The following is a 20736-nucleotide window of genomic DNA, read 5'->3' as shown; positions in this document are numbered from 1 at the left end:
GCTCATGGCGCCTCGGCCCGCGATGTTTCAAGCGCGGCCAGCACGCGCCGGCAATCTTCGGCGGAGCCGACGGTGATGCGCAGCGCATCGCCCAGCTGCGGCATCGCACGCATGTCGCGCACGACCACCCCGGCCGCAAGCAGTGCGGCGAAGGCCGCGGTCGCGTCGAAGAACCGTACCAGCAGGAAGTTCCCGAGCGAAGCATGGACCCGGCGCACCTGCCGCAGCGCGCGCAGGCCGTCGGCCAGCCGCGCGCGCGCGTCCCGCACCGCCGCCATGCGGCTGCAGGTCAGCGCCAGCGCCCGTGGTGACAGCGCCCCCAGCGCCGCTTCGACCACCGGCTGCGGCAGCGGATACGGGGCCTGCACGCGGCGCAGCGCCGTGATCAGCGACGGAGCGCCCAGCACGCAACCCACCCGTGCCGCGGCCAGCGCATGCGCCTTGGACAACGTGCGCAACACGGCGATGTTGTCGCGGTCGGCGAGCAACGCGATGGCCGAGGGCGCGTCGGCATACTCGATGTAGGCTTCGTCCACGATCACCAGGCAACGCCCGCGCAGGCGTTGCGCAAGTTGCGCGATGGCGCCCAGCTCCAGCAGCTCGCCGGACGGGTTGCCGGGCGAGCACAGGAACAGGAGCGAGGCGCTGCCTGCCAGCGCGGCGTCGCCCATCGCCGGCAGATCCGCACGCAGCCCGGCCGCGGCGTCGCGCAGCGGCACTTCGATGACCTCGGTACCGTGCAGGCGCGCGCACACCGCGTACATGCCGAACACCGGCGGCGCGATGACAACCGCACCGCGACCGGGCATGCAGAACGCACGCAGCAGCAGGTCGATGCCCTCGTCGCTGCCGCGCCCGACCAGCAGTTGCGGCGGAGCCACGCCGTACAGCGCCGCCAGCCTCGCGCACAGCGCCTCAGGCTGCGGCTGCGGGTAGCGGCGCAGGCGGCCCTCACTGTCGCTTCCGTTCGCCCAGGCCGATTCGTTGGCATTGAGCCAGACCGAGCCGTCCAGCACCTCGCTGCGCGCGGACCTGTAGCCACCGAAATCGCGCAGGTCCTCGCGCAGCAGGAGATCCACCGTGGCGCTCATGCCGCCTGCTCCAGCCGCAGCTCCACCGCCCGCGCATGCGCCTGCAGGCCTTCGGCATGCGCCAGCGTGGCGGCGCAGGGGCCGGCATTGACGATACCGGCGCGGGTGGCTTCCTGCACCGTGATCGCCTTCTGGAAACTGGCCACCGACAGCCCGCTCCACGCCCGCGCCGCGCCGCCGGTGGGCAGCACGTGGTTGCTGCCGCTGCAGTAATCCCCCAGCGCTTCCGGAGTCCAGTCGCCCAGGAAGATGCTGCCGGCGTCATGGATGCGCCCCAGCCAGGCGCGCGGCTCGCGCAGCGCAAGGATCAGGTGTTCCGGCGCGTAGGCATCGCTGATGGCGATGGCCTGCCCGATGTCGCGCACCAGCACCAAGCGCGAGGCCTCCAGCGCACGGCGGGCGATGTCGACGCGCGGCAGCCGCGCCAGCTGCGCATCGACCTCCGCCGCCACCGCTTCCAGCAGCGCTGCGCTGTCGGTCAGCAGCAGTACCTGCGAGTCCGGGCCGTGCTCGGCCTGTGACAGCAGGTCGGCGGCGACGAAGGCGGGATTGGCGCCGGCGTCGGCGATCACCAGCACTTCGGAGGGACCGGCGGGCATGTCGATGGCGGGTCCGCCCGGGCGCAGCGCAGCCTGCCGCTTGGCCTCGTCCACCCATGCATTGCCGGGCCCGAACAGCTTGTCGCAGCGCGGGACGCTCGCCGTGCCCAGCGCCATCGCCGCGATGGCCTGGGCGCCGCCGAGCTTGAACACCCGCACGCCGGGCGCCTGCCGCGCCGCCAGCAGCACGGCGGGGTCGGCGCTGCCGTCCGCGCGCGGCGGCGTGCACAGGATGATCTCGGCACAGCCGGCCAGCCGCGCCGGGATGCACAACATCAGCGCGGTCGAAGGCAGCGGCGCACTGCCCGCCGGCACGTACAGCCCGACCCTGCGGATCGCCCGCTGCACGCGCTGGCAAGCCAGGCCCGGCGCGGTCTCCACTTCATACGGTTGCGCGATGCCGGCGCGGTGGAAGGCTTCGATGCGCACTGCCGCCTCCAGGATCGCGGCCTGCACCTCCGTCGGCACGCGAACGGCGGCGGCTTCGGACTCGTCCGCGCCCACCCCGAACCCGGCAAGCGTCACCCCATCGAACTTCGCGGTGAAGTCGCGCAGCGCGTCATCGCCACGGGCGGCCACCGCCTCGAAGATCGCATGCACACCCGCGCGCAATGTTTCCGACACCGCCTGCGCCGGCCGTCGCAGTACCGCGGCGCGTCCATCCTCGCCGAGCGCGTTCCAGTCGATCCGCTTCATGCCAGCATCCGCTCCACCGGCAACACCATCAGGCCCCGCGCGCCCGCGCGCTTGAGGTCTTCCAGCCGCTGCCAGGTCATCGCACCGTGGCACAGCGCCTGCAGCGCCAGCGTCTCGCTTCCATCGACCACGCACATCGTCGGCGGCTCGGCATCCGGCAGCAGCTGCATCACCCGCTCCAGCGCATCGCGTGCCGTGTGGAACAGCAGCAACTTGCTGTCGCGGATGCGCAGCACGCCGTCGATGCGTCGCAGCAGCAGGTCGGCCAGCTCGGCGCGGGCGTCGCCGATCGGCTGCACCGGTCCGGCCAGCACCGCCTCGCTGTACAGGATGTCGACCACCGGCTTGAGCTGGTTCGCGGCGAGCGTGGCGCCGCTGGACACCAGGTCGCAGATCAGGTCGGCCTGGCCCAGTCGCGGCGCGATTTCGACCGAGCCGCTGAGCACCACGACATCGGCCTGGACGTCCTGCGCGCGCAGCCAGGCGCGCAGCTGGTTGGGATAGGTCGTGGCGATGCGCTTGCCGGCCAGCTGCGCCGTACCCTGCCAATCCCAGGCCTCCGGCACCGCCAGCGAAAGCCGGCAGCCGCCGAAGCCCAGCGCGCGCCACTCGCGCGAGCTGGCGGGCCTGCGGGCTTCCTCGCGCTCGCCGGCCTGCTCCAGCAGGACGTTGCGACCGACGATGCCCAGGTCGCAGACGCCGTCGGCGATCAGGCCGGGAATGTCGTCATCGCGCACCAGCAGGAGGTCCACGGGCAGCGACTCGCCGTGGCAAAACAGCTTGTCGCGGCTCTCGCACCAGGCCAGGCCTGCGGAGGCGAGCAGCGCGCGTGCCGGCTCGCCGAGGCGGCCGTTCTTCTGGATGGCGATGCGCAGGCGATCGCGCCCGCGGGCAGTGCTTGCAAGGGTCATCGACGGACTCAGGTAGAGGTGTGAACGAAGCCCATCCGCCGCGCGGCAAGCCGGTATCCGCCCGCCCCGCGCTCGAGGCAGCGCGCCACCCGGCCGACGGTGGTGACGCTGACCTTGGTGCGCTCGTGGATTTCGCGATACGGGATGCCCTGCAGCAGTGGCGGCACCACCCGCCAGCGGTCGGCCATGGCTTCGAGCTCCGCCGGCGTGCACAGGTCATCCAGGAAGGCCCGGATTTCACCTGCGCTCTTCAGCCTGGCGAGCGCTTCCGTCAGCGCGCCGATCGCACTGGCGGCATCGCGCGCCGGCAGCGGCTCGGGACGATGTTTCATGACTACCTCCGGGGCCATTGCGGGTATCGATTCGCCCGCCTGGCTGGTTGTTAATGTATTAGCGCGTTAATACATTAAAGCACGCAGGACACACCGTCAATCCCGGGCATGCAGGACAATCCTCGAGATAGACGAGAAATCACCGAATGAGGCGAAAGAACGCGCAGTGGCCGGGATCGGGATCGACGCTTCCCAGGTGCGTGCGCTTCATCCCCCGCAACTCCCGGCTCGGGACGAAGGATTCATTCGCGGAAAGCCCGCTGGGCTGGAAGCTGCTGCCACCACAAGCGCGGACACTCGCGCCAGCCGCTCGGCAAGTTCCGCAAGCGCCGCATCCAGGCCACGCATGGCCCCTACTTGCGCTTCACCCGCACACCGCCCTTTCCCGTGCAGTCCACGCAATCCAGCTGCGCGGCCTGCAGCAACGGTGGCAGCTTCTCGGCAAGGAAGTCGATGAACACCCGCACTGCCGGCAGCAGCCCGCGGCGTGACGCGAACACGGCATGGCAGATGCCCTGCGGCAGCCGCCATTGCGGCAGGACGACCTCCAGCGCGCCTTCGCGCACCAGGTCGGCGCACAGCGTTTCCGGCAACAGGGTGATGCCGACGCCCTGCTGCGCCAGCGAACGCAGCATCGGGAAATCGAAGCCCGCCACGCGCGGCTTGAGCTCCACCCGCCGCACGACGCCATCGGGCCCATGCAGCTCCCAGCGCTGTCGTGCTTCGTCCTCGCCCATGCTCAGGGTGACATGGGCAGCGAGATCGTCCGGATCCCCCGGGCGGCCCATCCCGTCCAGGTATTTCGGGCTGGCCACCAGCAATTCCTGGATCTGGCCGAAGCTGCGCATCACCAGGCTGCCGTCGTCATCGAGTTTCGAGCGCACGCGCAGGGCGACGTCGAAGCCCTCGTTGATCAGGTCGACGCGGCGATTGCTGACGTGCAGCTGCAGCCTCACTTCCGGATAGCGGGCGAGGAACTCGGGCAGCAGCGCCGGCAGTTGCTGCTGCGCGAGGCTGACCGGCAGGCTCACCCGCACCACGCCGCGCGGCTGCGCGCTGAGCCGGTCGACCACGTCGCGCGCGGCCTGGGCCTCGGCCAGCATCGTCTGGGCGTGCCGGTAGACGCTGTTGCCGACGTCGGTCACCGCGAAGCGGCGCGTGGAGCGCTGCAGCAGGCGCACGCCGAGATCGGCCTCGAGCTGGGTGATGCGGCGGCTCAGGCGCGACTTGGGGATGCCGAGCGCGCGCTCGGCGGCGGCAAACCCGCCGTGATCCACGACCATCGCGAAGTAATACAGATCATTGAGGTCCTGCATGGGCGTTCCCGGAGGCGGTTCCATATTCGGAACACTGAGGGGTATTTGAAGCTCTTTATCCCAAACAGGCAACACCCAACCTTGATCCGGGTCGCGGCGCATCGCCGCATCCGGGGCATCCCATGAAACTCCTGCACGTCGATTCAAGCATCCTGGGCCAGAACTCGGCCAGCCGCGAACTCAGCGCCGCGATCGTGGGCCGCTGGCGGGACGCGGTGCCCGGCCTGGAAGTGGCCTATCTCGACCTCGACGCGACGCCGCTGCCGCACCTGTCCGGCGCGTCGCTGGCCGCCGCCGACCCGGCCGAAGCCGAGGCCGCGGCGCAGGCATTGCAGGAGTTCCTCGACGCCGGGATCGTGGTGGTGGGTGCGCCGATGTACAACTTCGGCATTCCCTCGACGCTCAAGGCCTGGATCGACCGCCTGGCGGTCGCCGGCAAGACCTTCCATTACACCGAGCAGGGCGCCAGGGGCCTGGCCGGCGGCAAGCGGGTGATCGTCGCCAGCAGCCGGGGTGGCTTCCACGCCGGCGCGGCGTCGGACTTCCAGGAACCGTACCTGCGTTTCATGTTCGGCTTTTTCGGCATCGTCGATGTCGAGTTCGTGCGCGCCGAGGGCCTGGCGGTTTCGCCGCAGCATCGCAGCGAAGGCCTCGCCGCCGCGCATGCATCCATCTCCGCACCGCTTGCCCAAGCCGCCTGACGACACCACGCGGCCCGGTGGCCTGCCGCCGGCACGGACGCCGGCGCGCCGTGCAGTATTCCGGCCAGGGCGGACGGCGGTCTGCAGCCGTGCCTTGCCACAGCGCGCGACCACCTGCGTGGTTGACCGGGGTCAAGGCGTCCACGCAATCGGATCCGCACACTGCGGCCCATGATCGCCAATCCCCGCTTCGATGCCGAGCTGCTGCGCCGCTACGACCGGCCGGGGCCGCGCTATACCTCCTACCCCACGGCACCGCAGTTCCGCGCCGACTTCGGCGAGGAAGCATTGCGTGCTGCGGCCGCGGCCAGCAACGGCGATCCGATCCCGCGCCGGCTGTCGCTGTACGTGCACGTGCCCTTCTGCATGAGCCCGTGCTTCTACTGCGGCTGCAACCGCATCATCACCCGCGACCTCGCCCGTGGCGAAACCTACCTGGTGCGCCTGTACCGCGAGATCGCGCTCGCGGCCGAGCTGTTCGACCGCGACCGCGAAGTAATCCAGCTGCACCTGGGCGGCGGCACGCCGAACTTCCTGTCGCCCGCGCAGCTGCGCGACCTTGTCGACACGCTGCGCAGCCATTTCCGGTTTTCCGACTCGCCACACCGCGACCTGTCGATCGAGCTCGACCCGCGCTTCACCAATGCCGCCGACGTGCTCGCGCTCGGTGCCATCGGCTTCAACCGCGCCAGCTTCGGCGTGCAGGACTTCGACCCCGAGGTGCAGCAGGCGGTCAACCGCATCCAGTCGGTGGAGGAGACGCGCGCGGTGGTGGATGCCTGCCGCGAAGGCGGCTTCCGCTCGGTCAACATCGACCTCATCTACGGCCTGCCGAAGCAGAATGCCGCGGGCTTCTCGCAAACCCTCGATACCGTGCTGGAAATGCGCCCCGACCGCCTCGCGGTCTACAGCTACGCGCACCTGCCGGAATTGTTCAAGGCGCAGAAACACATCAACGCCGAGGACCTGCCCGACGCCGCGACCAAACTGTCGCTGCTGCAACTGGCGATCGAGAAGCTCACCGCCGCGGGCTACGTGTACATCGGCATGGACCACTTCGCGCTGCCGGACGACGACCTCGCCCAGGCCCAGCAGCGCGGCAGCCTGCACCGCAACTTCATGGGTTACACCACCCACGCCGACAGCGACCTGCTCGGCCTGGGCGTGAGCGCCATCAGCCATATCGGCGACAGCTTCAGCCAGAACCCCCGCGACCTGCCGTCCTGGCAGATCGCGCTGGACCAGGGCCGCCTGCCGGTATGCCGCGGAATGCGCCTGGAGGAGGACGACGTGCTGCGCGCCGACCTGATCCAGCAACTGATGTGCCAGGGCGAGATCCAGGTGGCCGCGCTGGAACGGCGTTACGACATCGATTTCGCGGAGTACTTCGCCGGTTCGCTGGAGCGGCTGCACCCCTTGCTGGACGACGGCCTGGTCCGGGTCGAGCCCGACCGGATCCTCGCCACTACGCAAGGCCGGCTGTTGTTGCGTAATATTGCCATGTGCTTCGACCGATACCTCGACCAGCCGGCGGACGACAACCGGGCCGCAACGCGGTTCTCGCGGGCGATCTGACCCGTCGTTTCCTCCAGCCGGGGAGCCGGGCATGAGCGGCGTCGCCTTCCCGCGGCTGGACCGCAGCGTCCTGGCCGACGACGGCGACGCGCTGACCTTCTGTTCCACCTGCGCCTTCTCCCAGGTCTGCCTGTCGCAGGGCATGGACAAGTCGTCGCTGCAGGACCTGCACATGCTGGTCGAGCACGTCGGCCCGCTGCACGCCGGCGAGCACGTGTTCCGCGAAGGCGACCCGTTCGAGGCGATCGCCGCGGTCCGCGCCGGTACCGTCAAGACCTACTCCGTCGACCGCGACGGCCGCGAGCACGTGCTCGGCTTCCACCTGCCGGGCGAAGTGATCGGCCTCAACGCCATCGACGGCGACCACTACCCGTGCAACGCGGTGGCGCTGGACACGGTGATGCTCTGCCGGTTCTCGTTTCCGAAGATCTCGGTGCTGGCCGCGCGCCTGCCGGGGCTGCAGCAGACCCTGTTCCGCCTGCTCAGCCGCGACATCGGCAATGCCTCGCTGCTGGCCGGCGACTGGTCGGCCGACGAGCGCATGGCCGCGTTCCTGATCGGGCTGTCGCGGCGGCTGGCCGCGCGCGGCTTTTCGCCCGACCGTTTCCAGCTCACCATGGCCCGCACCGACATCGCCAATTACCTGCGGCTGGCGCCGGAAACCGTGAGCCGCGTGCTCAAGCGTTTCCAGGACGAAGGCATGGTCCGGGTCGATCGACGCGAACTGGAGATCACCGCACGCGCGCGCCTCGAGGGCCTGGCCGGCGCGATCCTGAGGGGCTGAACGTCGCGCGACGCACGGGGTGCACGGGACTTGATTCAGGTCAGGGCCGCGGATGACGCGATCGCGCAGCATGCCGACCAAACTCCAAGGGGAATGCCGAATGGACACCACGCGAAAGCTCTGGCTCGGACTCGCCGCATTGATGATCGCCGGCTTCAGCGTGTTGCTGGGGATGGGGTGGGACATCCACCAGCAGGCGCCGCCGATGCCCGAACGGGTCGTCACGCAAAGCGGCCACGTGGTGTACACGCGCGCCGAGATCGAGCAGGGTCGCCAGGTCTGGCAGAGCATCGGCGGACAGCAACTGGGGTCCATCTGGGGCCATGGCGCGCTGGTGGCGCCCGACTGGTCGGCCGACTGGCTGCACCGCGAAGCCGAAACCATGCTCGAACTCGGCGCGCGCGCCGAAACCGGCGCGGCCTACGCCCAGCTGGACCCGGGGGAACAGGCCGGCCTGCAGGCCAGGCTGAAGCCGCTGATGCGCGGCAACACCTGGGACCACGCGCGCAAGGACATCGTCGTCAGCGATCGCCGGGCGCTGGCGATCTCGCAGGTGGCCGCGCATTACGACAGCCTGTTCTCCAACGACCCGGCGACCGCGAAGCTGCGCGAAGGCTACGCGATGCGCGAGGACACCATCCCCGACGCCGGGCACCGCCACGCGTTGACGGCTTTCTTCTTCTGGACCTCCTGGGCGGCGACCACGCAGCGGCCGAACGACAGCAAGACCTACACCAACAACTGGCCGTACGAGCCCCTGGTCGGCAATGCGCCGACTTCAAGCACCTTCATGTGGACGATGTTCAGCATCCTCTTCATGATCGCCGGCATCGGCCTGCTGGCCTGGCACTACGCGGTCTGGCACCGCAACGAAGAACACGTCCCGCCGCCGCTGCGCGACCCGCTCGCGTCGATCGTGATCACGCCGTCCATGCGCGCCACCGCCAAGTACTTCTGGCTGGTGCTGGCGTTGTTCCTGGTGCAGATCCTGCTCGGCGCGACCACCGCGCACTACCAGGTGGAGGGCCAGCAGGCCTACGGTTTCGCGATCTCCGAATACCTGCCCTACTCGCTCACGCGCAGCTGGCATACGCAGCTGGCGGTGCTCTGGATCGCGACTGCATGGCTGGCCACCGGCCTCTACATCGGCCCGGCGGTATCGGGGCATGAGCCGAAGTTCCAGCGCCTGGGCGTCAACTTCCTGTTCGGCTGCCTGATCGTGATCGTGGTCGGCGCCTTTGCCGGGCAATGGTTCGCGGTGATGCAGAAGATGGGCCTGCAGTACAACTTCTGGTTCGGCCACCAGGGCTGGGAATACACCGACATCGGTCGCTTCTGGCAGATCTTCCTCTTCATCGGGCTGCTGTTGTGGCTGCTGCTGATGGGTCGCGCACTGTGGCCGGCGCTGCGGCGCAAGGACGAGATGTCCTCGATCGTCGGCCTGCTGTTCCTGTCCACGGTCGCCATCGCGCTGCTCTACGCGGCCGGCCTGATGTGGGGCGAGAAGACCTCGCTGTCGATCGTCGAATACTGGCGCTGGTGGGTGGTGCACCTGTGGGTCGAGGGCTTCTTCGAGGTCTTCGCGGTCGCGGTGATCAGCTTCCTGTTCGTGAAGCTGGGGCTGGTACGCGGCAAGACGGCGACCATCAACGTGCTGTTCGCCACCATCGTGTTCATGGCCGGCGGCATCTTGGGTACCTTCCACCACCTGTATTTCGCCGGCACCACCACCGCCGTGATCGCCCTGGGCGCGAGCATCTCGGCGCTGGAGGTCGTGCCGCTGGCGCTGATCGGCATGGAGGCCTACGAGACCTGGCGCCACAGCCGCGCCACGCCGTGGATGGAACGCTACCGCTGGCCGATCATGTTCTTCCTCGCGGTCAGCTTCTGGAACCTGGTCGGTGCGGGCCTGTTCGGATTCCTGATCAACACGCCGCTGGCGCTGTACTACATGCAGGGCCTGAACCTCACCGCGCTGCACGGGCACACCGCGTTGTTCGGCGTCTACGGCATGCTCGGCATCGGCCTGATGCTGTTCTGCCTGCGCGGCCTGCGGCCGGACAAGGTCTGGCTGGAAGGCCCGCTGCGCGGCGCGTTCTGGTCGCTCAACATCGGCCTGACGCTGATGGCGGTGCTGACCCTGCTGCCGATGGGCGTGCTGCAACTGCAGGCGGCGCTGGAACACGGCTACTGGTATGCGCGTTCGGCGGAGTTCATGGGCCAGCCGCTGATCCACATGCTGGTGTGGATGCGGGTACCGGGGGACACGCTGTTCGCGATCGGTGCGTTCCTGGTGACGCTGTTCGTGGCGTCGCTGTGGATGGGCAAGCGGTCGTTGCAGTCGCGCGGCAAGGCGCTGCAGGCCGAAGCCGACTGACGGGCTTAACGGGGAGGGACGCGGGGCGGATGGCGCAAGCCATCCGCCCCGTTTCTTTCTTGCGACCCGTTCGCATCGGCGATGCTGACCTGGATCAAGGCGAGGCGGCGGCCCGGCGCCGACAATGCCATCATGGACAACATGCAGGCAGGCAACGTGCTCTCCCCGAAGCTGCTGGCGGCCGCGCCGCACCGGTTGCTGTTCTTCGTCGGCGCAGCCAACGTGCTGCTGGCGATGGCATGGTGGACGCTGTGGCTGGTCGACATCCGCTGGCACGCGATCGGCCTGTCGCAGCCGCAGGTCTATGGCGGCTGGCTGCATGCGATCGTGATGCAGTACCAGGTGCTGGCACCCTTCATGTTCGGCTTCCTGCTGACCACGTTTCCGCGCTGGATGGGGCAGCCCGACCTCACCCGCTGGCACTACGTCCCGGTGGGCCTGGGGCTGTTCGGCGGCCAGTTGCTGACACTCGCCGGCGCATTCGGCCCGGCGCACCTGCTGCACATCGGCGCGGTGATGACGCTCGCCGGCTGGACCACCGGGCTGGTGTTCCTGCTGCGGCTGGTGTGGCGCGATGCCGGCAAGACCTGGCATGCGGTGTCCTGCGCGGCCGCGCTGCTGCTGGGGCTGGTGGGTTTCGCGCTGTACGCGGCGTTCCTGCACGTGTCCGATGCGCGGCTGATGTTCGCGGCGATCAAGTTCGGCGGGTTCGGCTTGCTGCTGCCGGTGTATTTCACCGTCGCCCACCGGATGTTCCCTTTCTTCGCGGGCAACGTCGTGCCGGGCTATCGCGCATGGCGGCCCCTGTGGGTGCTGGGCGCATTCTGGCCGCTGGTGCTGCTGCACCTGGGGCTGGAACTGGCGCATGGCTACGCCTGGCTGTGGCTGGCCGACCTGCCGTTGCTGGCGCTGGCGTCGACCTGGCTGTGGCGCAACTGGCCGCGCGGCCCGGCGCCGTTGCTCCTGCGGGTCCTGTTCATGGGCTACGCATGGCTGCCGGTGGCGATGGTGCTCTACTCCGTGCAGAGCCTGATGTACGCGGCCAGCGGCGATTTCATGCTTGGGCGCGCGCCGGCGCACGCGCTGTTCATCGGTTTCTTCGGCAGCCTGCTGGTGGCGATGGTGACGCGGGTGACGCAGGGACATGCAGGGCGCCCGCTGGTCTTTGGCGGCGTCGCAACTTTCGCCTTCGTCGTGATCCAGGCCACCTGCGTCACTCGCATCGTGGCCGAGCTGGTGCCCGACCAGATGGCATGGCAGGCGGTCGCGGGAGTCGGCTGGTTGCTGGCATTCGCGCCCTGGGTGCTGCGCTCGTTGCGGATCTACCTCGTGCCGCGCGCCGACGGCAAGCCGGGCTGAGCCGCAGCCGGGCCCGGGACACCGATGATCGAGTTCTATCCGCAGATCCGCTTCGTCCACATCCTCGCCATCTCGCTGAGCGGCAGCCTGTTCGCGTTGCGCGGCATCGGCGTCCTGGCCGGCGCGCGTTGGCCGCAGGCGGCGCTCGTGCGCTACCTCAGCTACACCATCGACACGGTCCTGCTGACGGCGGCGCTGATGCTGGTGACGATCCTGCCCTCCGCGATGTTCGCCAACCACTGGCTGACGGTGAAGCTGGTGCTGGTCGTCGCGTACGTGGCGCTGGGCGTGTTCGCGCTGCGGCGCGGCCGCAGCCGCGGGACCCGCGCCGCCTGTTTTGCCGCTGCGTTGCTGGTGTTCATCGCGATCATCGGCATCGCCCGCATGCACCATCCGCTGGGCTGGTTGCTGCCCTGGGCTTGACCCAAATCAGGGCGAAGGGGTAACGCGAAGCACAGAATTTCCTCCGACGAAAACCCACTGTCGGAGTCCTTGATGAAAGCCCTGCTGCAACGCAATCCGCTGGTTGTTTCCATCGTGGTCGTGGCGCTCGTTGCGCTCGCCGCCACCGGCTATGCCATGGCCGTCGACATGGGCAGCCACGCCGTCACCGTGCAGGCGCAGCCGCCGTTGATGATGCCGTTCTGACTGCATGGAGTTCCACATCCAGATCACCGGTCCCGCGCCCGACCCAGGGGCCATCGAGGACGCCATACGGGACCTGGATCCCGCGGCGCTGGTCGACATCGACCCGTCCGCTCCCACGCTGCGCATCGCCACTTCGGTCGGTGCGCAGCAACTGGTCGCGCTGATCGCGCAGGCCGGCTATCCGGTGGACCCGACGCAGGTCCGGCAACTTCCGTCCATCTGTTGCGGCGGCTGCAGCGGATAACCACATGATGAATGCCCCCGACCGCTCCGTGTCCGACCACGGCATGATCGACGCCTGCTTCCTCGGCCCTTATGCCGAGAACGACAACCTGCTCGAGAAGCTCGTGGTCGAGTTCCTGCGCGACCACGTCTACTGGCGCCGCAATTTCCATCCCGCCGATCCCCCGGCCATCCCGACCCATGCCGCCAGCGGCATCGGCTACCAGCGGTTCGAGTCGCGCATGCGCCACGAACTGCACCAGCTGTCGGCGGCGCTGAAGCAGTCGGTGCCGTTCCACAGCCCGCGTTACCTCGGCCACATGGTCTCGGACCTGCTGCTGCCGGGCCTGGCCGCGCAGATCCTCGCCCTGCCCTACAACCCCAACAACGTCAGCGAGGATGCCGCGCCGATCACCGTCGACCTTGAAATCCAGGTCGGCCTGCAGCTGGCGCGCATGCTCGGCTACCGGAACGACCCGCGGCAGTCGGACTGCGCGTTCGGCCACCTCACCTCGGGCGGTACCGTCGCCAACTTCCAGGCGCTGCGGCTCGCGCTCGCGCTGAAGGCATTCCCGGTGGCATTGCGCGCGGCGCGCGTGCCGGGCCTCGAGTCCGGCCACGACGATCGCGAGGCGTTCAACCTCACGCCGAAGGCGTCGATCGCGCTGTTGCGGCAATGGCAGCAGTGGCTGGCCACGCTGCCGCCCGGCGAACGCACGCAATGGCAGGCGCGGGTGGAGGCACAACGGCTGGAGCAACTGGGCCTGGGCGCTTTCATGGCCCGGCACCCGCTGTTGCGCACGCCGGTGGTGCTGGCGCCCGCCAGCGCGCACTACTCCTGGAGCAAGGGGATGAAGCTGCTGGGCCTGGGCCGCGCGCAGCTGCTGCCGTTGCGCCAGCGCGGCATGCGCACCGACCCGGAGGCGCTGGAGGCGCAGGTGCGCGCGTGCGAGCGCGACCAGCAACCTGTGCTGGCACTGGTCGCGGTACTGGGCACCACCGAATACGGCAGCATCGACCCGGTGGACGCGTTCTGCGACGTGCGCGACGCCGCCGCTTCCCGCGGACTGGGGACCTGCGTGCACGTGGACGCGGCATGGGGCGGCTACCTGGCGACCCTGTTCCGCAATCCCGACGGCAGCCTGCGCGGCCGCGACGAAGTGGGCGGGGACTTCAAGCGCTTCCCGGCGCCGGAAGTCCATGCCGCGGTCGCCGCCCTGGGCCGCACCGATTCGATCACGGTCGATCCGCACAAGCTCGGTTACCTGCCCTATGGCGCCGGCGCGTTCGTCTGCCGCGACCACAATGCGATGGCGTTGCTGTCCGAAGGCGCCGACTACGTCTTCCATGGCGGCGAAACCGGGGACTACCTCGCGCGCTTCCGCAGCCTGGGCCGCTACACGCTGGAGGGGTCGCGCCCGGGCGCGATGGCCGCGGCCGCCCACGTCGTCCACAAGGTACTGCCGCTGGACCACCGCAACTTCGGCCTGCTGCCGCGCGAATCGATCCGCAACGCCGAGGCGTTCCACGACGCGGCCCTGCGCTTCGCCGCGGAGATCTCCGGCATGGCGCACGCCTGCGTCCCGTTCCCGCCGGACAGCAACCTGGTCTGCCTGGCGATCAACCCGTGCGGCAACAGCGATATCGGCAAGGCCAGCGCGTTCGTGCGCGAGCTGCACGACGAGCTGCGCTGCGATCCCCAACGCCCGTTGCAGACGCGCGAGTTCTTCGGCTCGGCGACGGTGCTGCAGCTCGATGCGCTGGACGGCGAGGACGCCGCGCGCCTGCTGGCCGCGCTGTCGCTGCAGCCGCCGGCAGCCGGCAGCGATGCCGGACTGGTGATCCTGCGCCACACGTTGATGAACCCCTACCTGGTCGACCATGAGAATGGCATCAGTTACATCGAGCTCTACTTCCAGCACCTCGCCCGTCGAATCGGCGCTCTGCGCGGTTGACGGCGGCCGGGCCTGGAGCGTCGAGGCGCTCGCGTGCCTGCGGCGCGAAGCCGCGCGTTCGGCCGATACCCACCTGCTGCAGTTGCGCTTCCCGGCGTACCCGGGAATCGACTTCTACTTCAAGGACGAGGCCGCGCATCCCAGCGGCAGCCTCAAGCATCGGCTTGCGCGCTCGCTGTTCCTGTACGCGCTGTGCAACGGACGCCTGCAGGCCGGGCAGACGGTGGTCGACGCTTCTTCGGGCAGCACCGCGATCTCCGAGGCGTGGTTCGCGCGACTGCTGGGGCTGCCGTTCGTGGCGGTGATGCCGGCGTGCACCGCGCCGCCCAAGATCGAGGCGGTGCGCGCGCTCGGCGGTCGTTGCGAGCTGACCGATCCCGGTACCTGCCCGCAGCAACGGGCCCGGGAAATCGCGGCCGATGGCGCCTGCTTCCTCGACCAGTTCGGGCTGGCCGAACGCGCCACCGACTGGCGCGGCAACAACAACATCGCCGAGTCGATCCTCGGACAGATGGCGCAGGAGCCGCATCCGGCGCCGGCCTGGGTGGTATGTGGCGCGGGCACCGGCGGGACCTCGGCCACGATCGGCCGCTACCTGCGTTACCGCGGCCTGCAGACGCAGTTGTGCGTCGCCGACCCTGCCGGCGCCGCATTCGCGCGCGGCTGGAGCACGCGCGACCGCGGCGCCTGCGCGAGCCAGCCGACCCTGGTCGAAGGCATCGGCCGGCCGCGGGTGGAGCCGTGCTTCCTGTTCGAGATCGTGGACGAGGTGGTCGAAGTCGCCGATGCAGAATCCATCGCCGCGACCTGGCTGCTGCAGGACCTGCTCGGGCGACGCTACGGCGGATCCTCCGGCACCAACCTCGTCGCCTGCCTGCAACTGGCCTCGCGCATGCGCGAGCATGGCGCACGCGGCAGCATCGTCAGCCTGCTGTGCGACCGCGGCGAGCGCTACCACGACACCCTGTTCGATCCCGGGTGGCTCACGCGGCACGGCATCGATATCCAGGGGCCGCTGGCCACGCTCCGCGACTCGCTGCACCGCTGAACGGGCTCCTGGCCTCGCAGGGAATGCGGGTGGTAGCGGGACCGTCGGGAAGTCGACGGCAAGGCCCGCTCCATCACGTCGATGGAACGGGCCCGCCGGTCAGAGGCGCACTCAGCTGCCGATGCCCGGATCGTCGAACTGCGTGGCGTACGTGTCGAGCGCCGCGCGCAGCGCCGCCACCGCGCCCGCCGCCTTCGGATCGGACTTGAGCTTGTCCGCGTTCAGCGCCAGCGAACCGATGATGCCGTGCAGCGCGGCATCGGCGTCGGCCGGCAGCTTGCACTCGGCGACAATGTTGCCGATGTCGCCCTGGATGCCGGTGGCCAGGGTCGCCACCTGGGTGGCGTCCAGGTGCCCGTGTTCGCCGTGCTCCAGCGCCGCCACCCTTGTGCGGATGGATTGCATGTACTTGCGCAATGGCGCGTCGGTGGCAAAGCGCTGCGCCGGCGTGGCGGCCGCTGCCGTGGCGGCGGGCGCGGGATGGTGTTCGTGTTGGGCGAACGCCAGCGGTGCGGACAGCACCAGCACGGCGGCAAGGGTGATGGCGGAAATCCTGGGCATGGCAAACCTCGTTGAATGGCCGGAATGGCCGTGGTGGGGGAAACGATGGAGCGAACTTCATCATGGCGGCAGCACCGCGGGAAGGCGCAGCACCACCCGCGCGCCACCGGACGCCGCGCGCGCGAGGACGATGTCGCCGCCGTGGAGGGCCGCGATCGCCTGCGCGATCGACAGGCCGAGGCCGCTGCCGCTGCCCGACCCGCGCAGGAAGCGCTCGCCAAGGCGCGCAGCCTGGTCGTCGGCGATGCCGGGGCCGTCGTCCTCCACCGCAAGTTCGACCCAGGCGCCGTTGCGCGAAACATCGATGGCGACCTGTCCGTGCCGCTTGCCGTGTGCGATCGCGTTGTCCACCAGGTTGCCGAGCGCGATTTCCAGCAAGCCGGCGCTGCCGCGCACGCGCAGGGCATCGTCGGCCTGCAGCGAAAGCACGACCCCTCGCGGGGCTGCGCGCTCGCCGGCGCCTGCCAGCACCTCGCGCGCCAAGCGTCCGGGGGAGAGCGCGGCGGTGTCGTCCAGGTGATCGAGCGATTCCACCCGCGCCAGCGTCAGCAACTGCGCGACCAGCCGCTCCATCCGCTGCAGGCCGTCGCGCGCGCGCTGCAGGTGCGCGCGCGCGCCGTCGCCATCGGCGGTACCGGCCAGGTCCAGCTCGAGTCGCAACACCGACAGCGGGTGGCGCAGCTCGTGCGCGGCGTCGGCCGTGAAGCGGCGTTCGCGGGCGAGCGCGGAATCGAGGTTGGCGACCAGCGCGTCGAGCGCGCGGGTCAGCTGCAGCAGTTCCGACGGCACGTCGTCGCGGGTCAGCACCGGCGGCCGCGCGGGCTGCGCGGCGATCGCGCGCGACAGCGCGCGCAGCGGCGCCAGCCCCCGGCGCAGCCCGAGCCAGGTCGCCAGCGGCAGCAACAGCAGCAGCCCTGCCAGCGGCACCAGCAAAGCACGGATGTGCGCGGCCAGCAGCTGGTCGCGATCGTGCAGCGGCGCGGCGACCTGGATCCAGAGGCGATCGCCTGCATCCCGGCGCTGGAACACGCGCCAGCGATCGCCCTCGTGCACGATCGTGTGGAAATGCGGCGCATCCGGACCCGCGGGCAGCGGCGGCAACACCGATGCATCCAGCAGCAGCCGGCCGCCGCGATCGCGGACGACGATCTCGCCGCGCGGGCCTTCGTCGTCGTGGATATCGTCCAGCTCCGCCTCCCGCAGCGAGGCCACGGGGACCGACGCCAGCACCACGAGCACGCTGGCCGCGGTGCGCTCGAGTTCGCGGTCGAACATCTCCCCGGTCTCGTGCGCTGTGCGCTGGCCGAGCCAGAGGCCGGCGGCCAGCCACAGCCCCGCCACCGGCAGCCCGACCAGCCACGACATGCGCCGCTGCAGCGAAGGCGCGCTCATGGCGCCATGTCGTCCGGTGGCGGGTACAACGCGTAGCCGACGCCGCGCAGGGTGCGGATCCAGTCGGCGCCGAGCTTGCGCCGGAGGTGGTGCACGTGCACCTCGATGGCGTTGCTGGCGACTTCCTCGCCCCAGCCGTATACCGATTCCTCCAGCTGGCTGCGCGACAGCGCGTGGCCCGGGCGCGCGGCCAGCGCCTCCAGCAGTGCGTACTCGCGCGGCGACAGGTCCAGCGGCACTTCGCCCAGGCTTGCGCTGCGGCTGCTCGGATCGATCGCCAGCGCCCCGACCTGCTGCAGCGGCACCGGATTGCCCTCCGCACGCCGCAGCAACGCGCGCACCCGGGCGGCCAGCTCTTCCAGGTGCACGGGCTTGACCACGTAGTCGTCGGCACCACTGTCCAGCCCCTGCACGCGATCGTCGAGTGCGTCGCGCGCGGTCAGCAGCAGCACCGGCGTGCGGTCGCCGCGACGGCGCAGGCCGGCGATCACCTCGATGCCGCTCATGCGCGGCAGGTTCCAGTCGATGATCGCCGCGGCATAGTGGGTATCGGCCAGCGCATGCGCGGCGTGTCGGCCGTCCTGGACCCAGTCGACCGCCTGGCCGAGGTGGCGCAGGCCGTCGACCAGGGCGCGGCCCAACGCACGGTCATCCTCGGCGAGCAGCAGGCGCATGGGTCCAGCCTGGACGCAACCCGCGGCCGTCGCCTTGACTTGGGGCAACCCCGCGGCTGGCAGTCATGGCCGGGCCATGCATGCGCCCGCGGAGGGCGGCGATCACGGCTGCCCCGGGGACTTGCCCGCGACGTCCGCAGGCAGTGCGCGCTTGCGGCCGTGGACCATGGCCGCGATGAGGTTCTCGCGGTAATGCATGCTCTCCACGAACGCTGCCACCACGTGTGCTCCGATGAAGGCGAGCAGCCCGTAGGCCAGCGCCTCGTGCAGTTCTTCCAGCCGATCGGCGCCCCGGAAAGCGTCCCAGGTCTGCATCCAGCCGGTGAACCCGACCGCGGCGACGCCCGCCAGCAACACCAGCACCATGACCGCGCCGGCGGGGTTGTGGCCGAGCCTGCGCTGCGAGGTGCCGGCCAGGCGTTCGCGCAGGTAGCGGCCGACGGCGCGCGGACCGCGCACGAAGTCGGAGAAGCGTGCGTGGCGGCTGCCGACCACGCCCCACAGCAGCCGGAACGCCACCAGCCCCAGCGCCGTGTAACCCAGCAGCCGGTGCGCCGTATCGCCTTCCTCGACCAGGAAGGCGCCAAGGATGCAGGCCGCCAGCGACCAGTGGAACAAGCGCACCAGCGGATCCCAGACCTTGACCATGGGTGCTTCGCGGCCGGCCTCCGCGCCGGCCGCGGGGCGGAGGTTCGCCCGGTTCGGATAAACGCTCATGCGCGCCTCCTCAGTCGTCGTTGCCGCGGCGCTTGACGATGCTCCCGTCGGTCGGGTCGAAATAGATCTCGACATCGTTGCCCTTGCTGTCCCGGCCGTAGATCTCGTAGCACTGGCCGGACACCTTGAACTTGTCGATCTTGTAGCCGTCCTCGAGGATGCGGTCCTTCATCTGCTGCTGCGGCATCCACTTGCTGCGCGGCGCGTCGGTGCACCTGGGGCCGGCAAAGGCGCCGAAGGACACGAGCGCGGCGGTGCCGGCCAGGGCCAGGGTGGCGAGGGTCTTCATGGGGTGTCTCCAATGCGGGGCGGATTGCCCACGGCCCGCATTGCAGCGCCGCCGCCTTATGCGCCGCTTAAGGGGGATCCCCGGCGACGCTCGCCCAAGCCTGCCCGCCGACAAGCCCGGGGACGGACCACCGCATGTCGCGGTTCGCCGCGGCTGCGGATCAAGGCGCAGGCGGCGTCGATGCGTCCGTGACGCCGGATCGCACCCCAACGCTTCCTGGCCAGGCGAGGGCCGCGGGCCAGGCGCCGCCTCCGCCCAGGCGCTGACGGCGCTACAGCTTCCGGAACACCAGGGTGCCGTTGGTGCCGCCGAAGCCGAAGCTGTTGGACATCACCGTGCGCAGCGCGGCATCACGGCTCTCGCGCAGGATCGGGAAGCCTTCCGTCTTCGGGTCGAGCTCGGTGATGTTGGCCGAGCCGGCCATGAAGCCGCCCTGCAGCATAAGCAGGCAATAGATCGCCTCGTGCACGCTGGCCGCGCCGAGCGAATGCCCGGACAGCGCCTTGGTCGAGGACAGCGGCGGGATCGCGGCGCCGAACGCCTCGCGTACCGCTTCCAGCTCGATGATGTCGCCCAGCGGGGTCGAGGTGCCATGGGTGTTGAGGTAGTCGACCGGCGTATCGACGCCTTCCATCGCCATGCGCATGCAGCGCACGGCCCCCTCGCCCGATGGCGCGACCATGTCGACGCCATCGCTGGTCACGCCGTAGCCGACCAGTTCGGCATGGATGCGCGCGCCGCGCGCCTTCGCATGCTCGTAGTCCTCCAGCACCAGCATGCCGCCACCGCCGGCGATGACGAAGCCGTCGCGACCGGTGTCGTATGGCCGCGAGGCGGTTTCCGGGGTGTCGTTGTGGTGGGTGGACAACGCGCCCATGGCATCGAACTGGGCGGTCATGCCCCAGTGCACTTCCTCGCCGCCCCCGGCGAACATCATGTCCTTGGCGCCATGGCGGATCATGTCGGCTGCCGCGCCGATGCAATGGGCCGAGGTCGCGCAGGCGGCCGAAATCGAGTAGCTGATGCCACGGATCCCGAACGCCGTCGACAGCGCCGCGGATACGGTCGAACCCATCGTGCGCGGGACCATGTACGGCCCGACCTTGCGGATGCCGCGGTTGCGCAGCAGGTCGCCGGTCTCGATCTGCCACTGCGGCGAACCGCCACCGGAACCGGCGATCAGCCCGGTGCGTGCGCCGTGCAGCAGTTCGTCCGGCACGCCGGCGTCGGCGATCGCATCGCGCATGGCGACGTAGCTGTAGGCGGCCGCGTCGCCCATGAAGCGCTTGAGCTTGCGGTCGATCTGCGCGTCCAGGTCGATCTGCGGCACGCCCGCCACCTGGCTGCGCAGGCCCAGTTCCGCGTACTCGGGGATGAAACGGATGCCGGGGCGCAGCTCGCGCAGGGACGAACCGACCGCCGCGGCATCGTTGCCCAGGCAGGACACGATGCCCATGCCGGTGACGACGACGCGCTTTCCTTCCTTCAT

At 69.9% G+C, this 20736-nt stretch carries 21 protein-coding genes; 10 read left to right on the top strand and 11 right to left on the bottom strand.

What is annotated here, in order from left to right:
• Nucleotides 1-2: 2 nt before the first annotated feature.
• The 5 genes from hisC to MQC88_RS01795 all read right to left on the bottom strand — a co-directional run bounded on the left by hisC (nt 3) and on the right by MQC88_RS01795 (nt 4945).
• On the bottom strand, nt 3-1091 hold the full coding sequence (gene hisC, locus MQC88_RS01815; protein WP_243318685.1) for a histidinol-phosphate transaminase: 1089 nt from the start codon (nt 1089-1091) through the stop codon (nt 3-5).
• Entirely contained in the window at nt 1088-2386 is a 1299-nt protein-coding gene (gene hisD / locus MQC88_RS01810) for a histidinol dehydrogenase (protein WP_243318683.1), read from the bottom strand. Before hisD ends, hisC begins: the two co-directional genes overlap by 4 nt.
• On the bottom strand, nt 2383-3297 hold the full coding sequence (gene hisG / locus MQC88_RS01805; protein WP_243318681.1) for an ATP phosphoribosyltransferase: 915 nt from the start codon (nt 3295-3297) through the stop codon (nt 2383-2385). Before hisG ends, hisD begins: the two co-directional genes overlap by 4 nt.
• An 8-nt stretch (nt 3298-3305) precedes the next feature.
• The gene (locus MQC88_RS01800; protein WP_243318679.1) at nt 3306-3629 is read right to left on the bottom strand and encodes a YerC/YecD family TrpR-related protein; all 324 of its coding nucleotides are present in this window, start codon (nt 3627-3629) and stop codon (nt 3306-3308) included.
• Nucleotides 3630-3982: 353 nt separating this feature from the next.
• Nucleotides 3983-4945 (bottom strand): LysR substrate-binding domain-containing protein, encoded by a 963-nt coding sequence (locus MQC88_RS01795; protein WP_243318678.1) that lies wholly within the window; start codon nt 4943-4945, stop codon nt 3983-3985.
• A 122-nt stretch (nt 4946-5067) separates the two neighbouring features.
• Here MQC88_RS01795 and MQC88_RS01790 point away from each other — a divergent pair, with 122 nt between their 5' ends.
• The 10 genes from MQC88_RS01790 (at nt 5068) to MQC88_RS01745 (ending at nt 15614) form a co-directional block, all read left to right on the top strand.
• Nucleotides 5068-5646 (top strand): FMN-dependent NADH-azoreductase, encoded by a 579-nt coding sequence (locus MQC88_RS01790; protein WP_243318675.1) that lies wholly within the window; start codon nt 5068-5070, stop codon nt 5644-5646.
• Nucleotides 5647-5817: 171 nt separating this feature from the next.
• Nucleotides 5818-7221, top strand: a complete 1404-nt coding sequence (gene hemN / locus MQC88_RS01785; protein ID WP_243318672.1) for an oxygen-independent coproporphyrinogen III oxidase — start codon at nt 5818-5820, stop codon at nt 7219-7221.
• Between the two features lie 31 nt (nt 7222-7252).
• On the top strand, nt 7253-8005 hold the full coding sequence (locus MQC88_RS01780) for a helix-turn-helix domain-containing protein (RefSeq protein ID WP_243318670.1): 753 nt from the start codon (nt 7253-7255) through the stop codon (nt 8003-8005).
• Nucleotides 8006-8105: 100 nt separating this feature from the next.
• On the top strand, nt 8106-10382 hold the full coding sequence (locus tag MQC88_RS01775; RefSeq protein WP_243318668.1) for a nitric-oxide reductase large subunit: 2277 nt from the start codon (nt 8106-8108) through the stop codon (nt 10380-10382).
• A 132-nt stretch (nt 10383-10514) separates the two neighbouring features.
• Nucleotides 10515-11741 (top strand): NnrS family protein, encoded by a 1227-nt coding sequence (locus MQC88_RS01770; protein ID WP_243318666.1) that lies wholly within the window; start codon nt 10515-10517, stop codon nt 11739-11741.
• 24 nt (nt 11742-11765) lie between these two features.
• Nucleotides 11766-12164: a SirB2 family protein gene (locus MQC88_RS01765; RefSeq protein WP_243318664.1), complete on the top strand. Its 399-nt coding sequence runs from the start codon at nt 11766-11768 to the stop codon at nt 12162-12164.
• A 72-nt stretch (nt 12165-12236) separates the two neighbouring features.
• Entirely contained in the window at nt 12237-12389 is a 153-nt protein-coding gene (locus tag MQC88_RS01760; RefSeq protein ID WP_243318662.1) for a hypothetical protein, read from the top strand.
• 4 nt (nt 12390-12393) lie between these two features.
• The gene (locus tag MQC88_RS01755; RefSeq protein ID WP_243318660.1) at nt 12394-12633 is read left to right on the top strand and encodes a hypothetical protein; all 240 of its coding nucleotides are present in this window, start codon (nt 12394-12396) and stop codon (nt 12631-12633) included.
• Nucleotides 12634-12640: 7 nt separating this feature from the next.
• On the top strand, nt 12641-14566 hold the full coding sequence (locus MQC88_RS01750) for a pyridoxal phosphate-dependent decarboxylase family protein (protein ID WP_243318658.1): 1926 nt from the start codon (nt 12641-12643) through the stop codon (nt 14564-14566).
• On the top strand, nt 14499-15614 hold the full coding sequence (locus MQC88_RS01745; protein ID WP_243318656.1) for a PLP-dependent cysteine synthase family protein: 1116 nt from the start codon (nt 14499-14501) through the stop codon (nt 15612-15614). Before MQC88_RS01750 ends, MQC88_RS01745 begins: the two co-directional genes overlap by 68 nt.
• A 111-nt stretch (nt 15615-15725) precedes the next feature.
• Here the strand turns inward: MQC88_RS01745 and MQC88_RS01740 are convergent, their stop codons facing one another.
• The 6 genes from MQC88_RS01740 to fabB form a co-directional block, all read right to left on the bottom strand.
• Nucleotides 15726-16175 (bottom strand): DnrO protein, encoded by a 450-nt coding sequence (locus MQC88_RS01740; protein WP_243318654.1) that lies wholly within the window; start codon nt 16173-16175, stop codon nt 15726-15728.
• Between the two features lie 60 nt (nt 16176-16235).
• A complete protein-coding gene (locus MQC88_RS01735) occupies nt 16236-17567 on the bottom strand; it encodes a sensor histidine kinase (protein WP_243318652.1) in 1332 nt (443 codons plus the stop codon).
• Nucleotides 17564-18241 carry a response regulator gene (locus MQC88_RS01730; RefSeq protein ID WP_243318650.1) on the bottom strand — a complete coding sequence of 226 codons (678 nt, stop codon included), beginning with the start codon at nt 18239-18241 and terminating at the stop codon, nt 17564-17566. Before MQC88_RS01730 ends, MQC88_RS01735 begins: the two co-directional genes overlap by 4 nt.
• Nucleotides 18242-18343: 102 nt before the next feature.
• Nucleotides 18344-18958 (bottom strand): cytochrome b/b6 domain-containing protein, encoded by a 615-nt coding sequence (locus tag MQC88_RS01725; protein ID WP_243318649.1) that lies wholly within the window; start codon nt 18956-18958, stop codon nt 18344-18346.
• 10 nt (nt 18959-18968) lie between these two features.
• Entirely contained in the window at nt 18969-19247 is a 279-nt protein-coding gene (locus tag MQC88_RS01720) for a PepSY domain-containing protein (RefSeq protein ID WP_243318647.1), read from the bottom strand.
• A 271-nt stretch (nt 19248-19518) separates the two neighbouring features.
• Nucleotides 19519-20736 carry a beta-ketoacyl-ACP synthase I gene (gene fabB / locus MQC88_RS01715; RefSeq protein ID WP_243318644.1) on the bottom strand — a complete coding sequence of 406 codons (1218 nt, stop codon included), beginning with the start codon at nt 20734-20736 and terminating at the stop codon, nt 19519-19521.

It is taken from the genome of Cognatiluteimonas sedimenti, from assembly GCF_022808325.1.
Classification (GTDB): domain Bacteria; phylum Pseudomonadota; class Gammaproteobacteria; order Xanthomonadales; family Xanthomonadaceae; genus Cognatiluteimonas; species Cognatiluteimonas sedimenti.
This window is presented reverse-complemented; position numbering and strand designations above follow the sequence as displayed.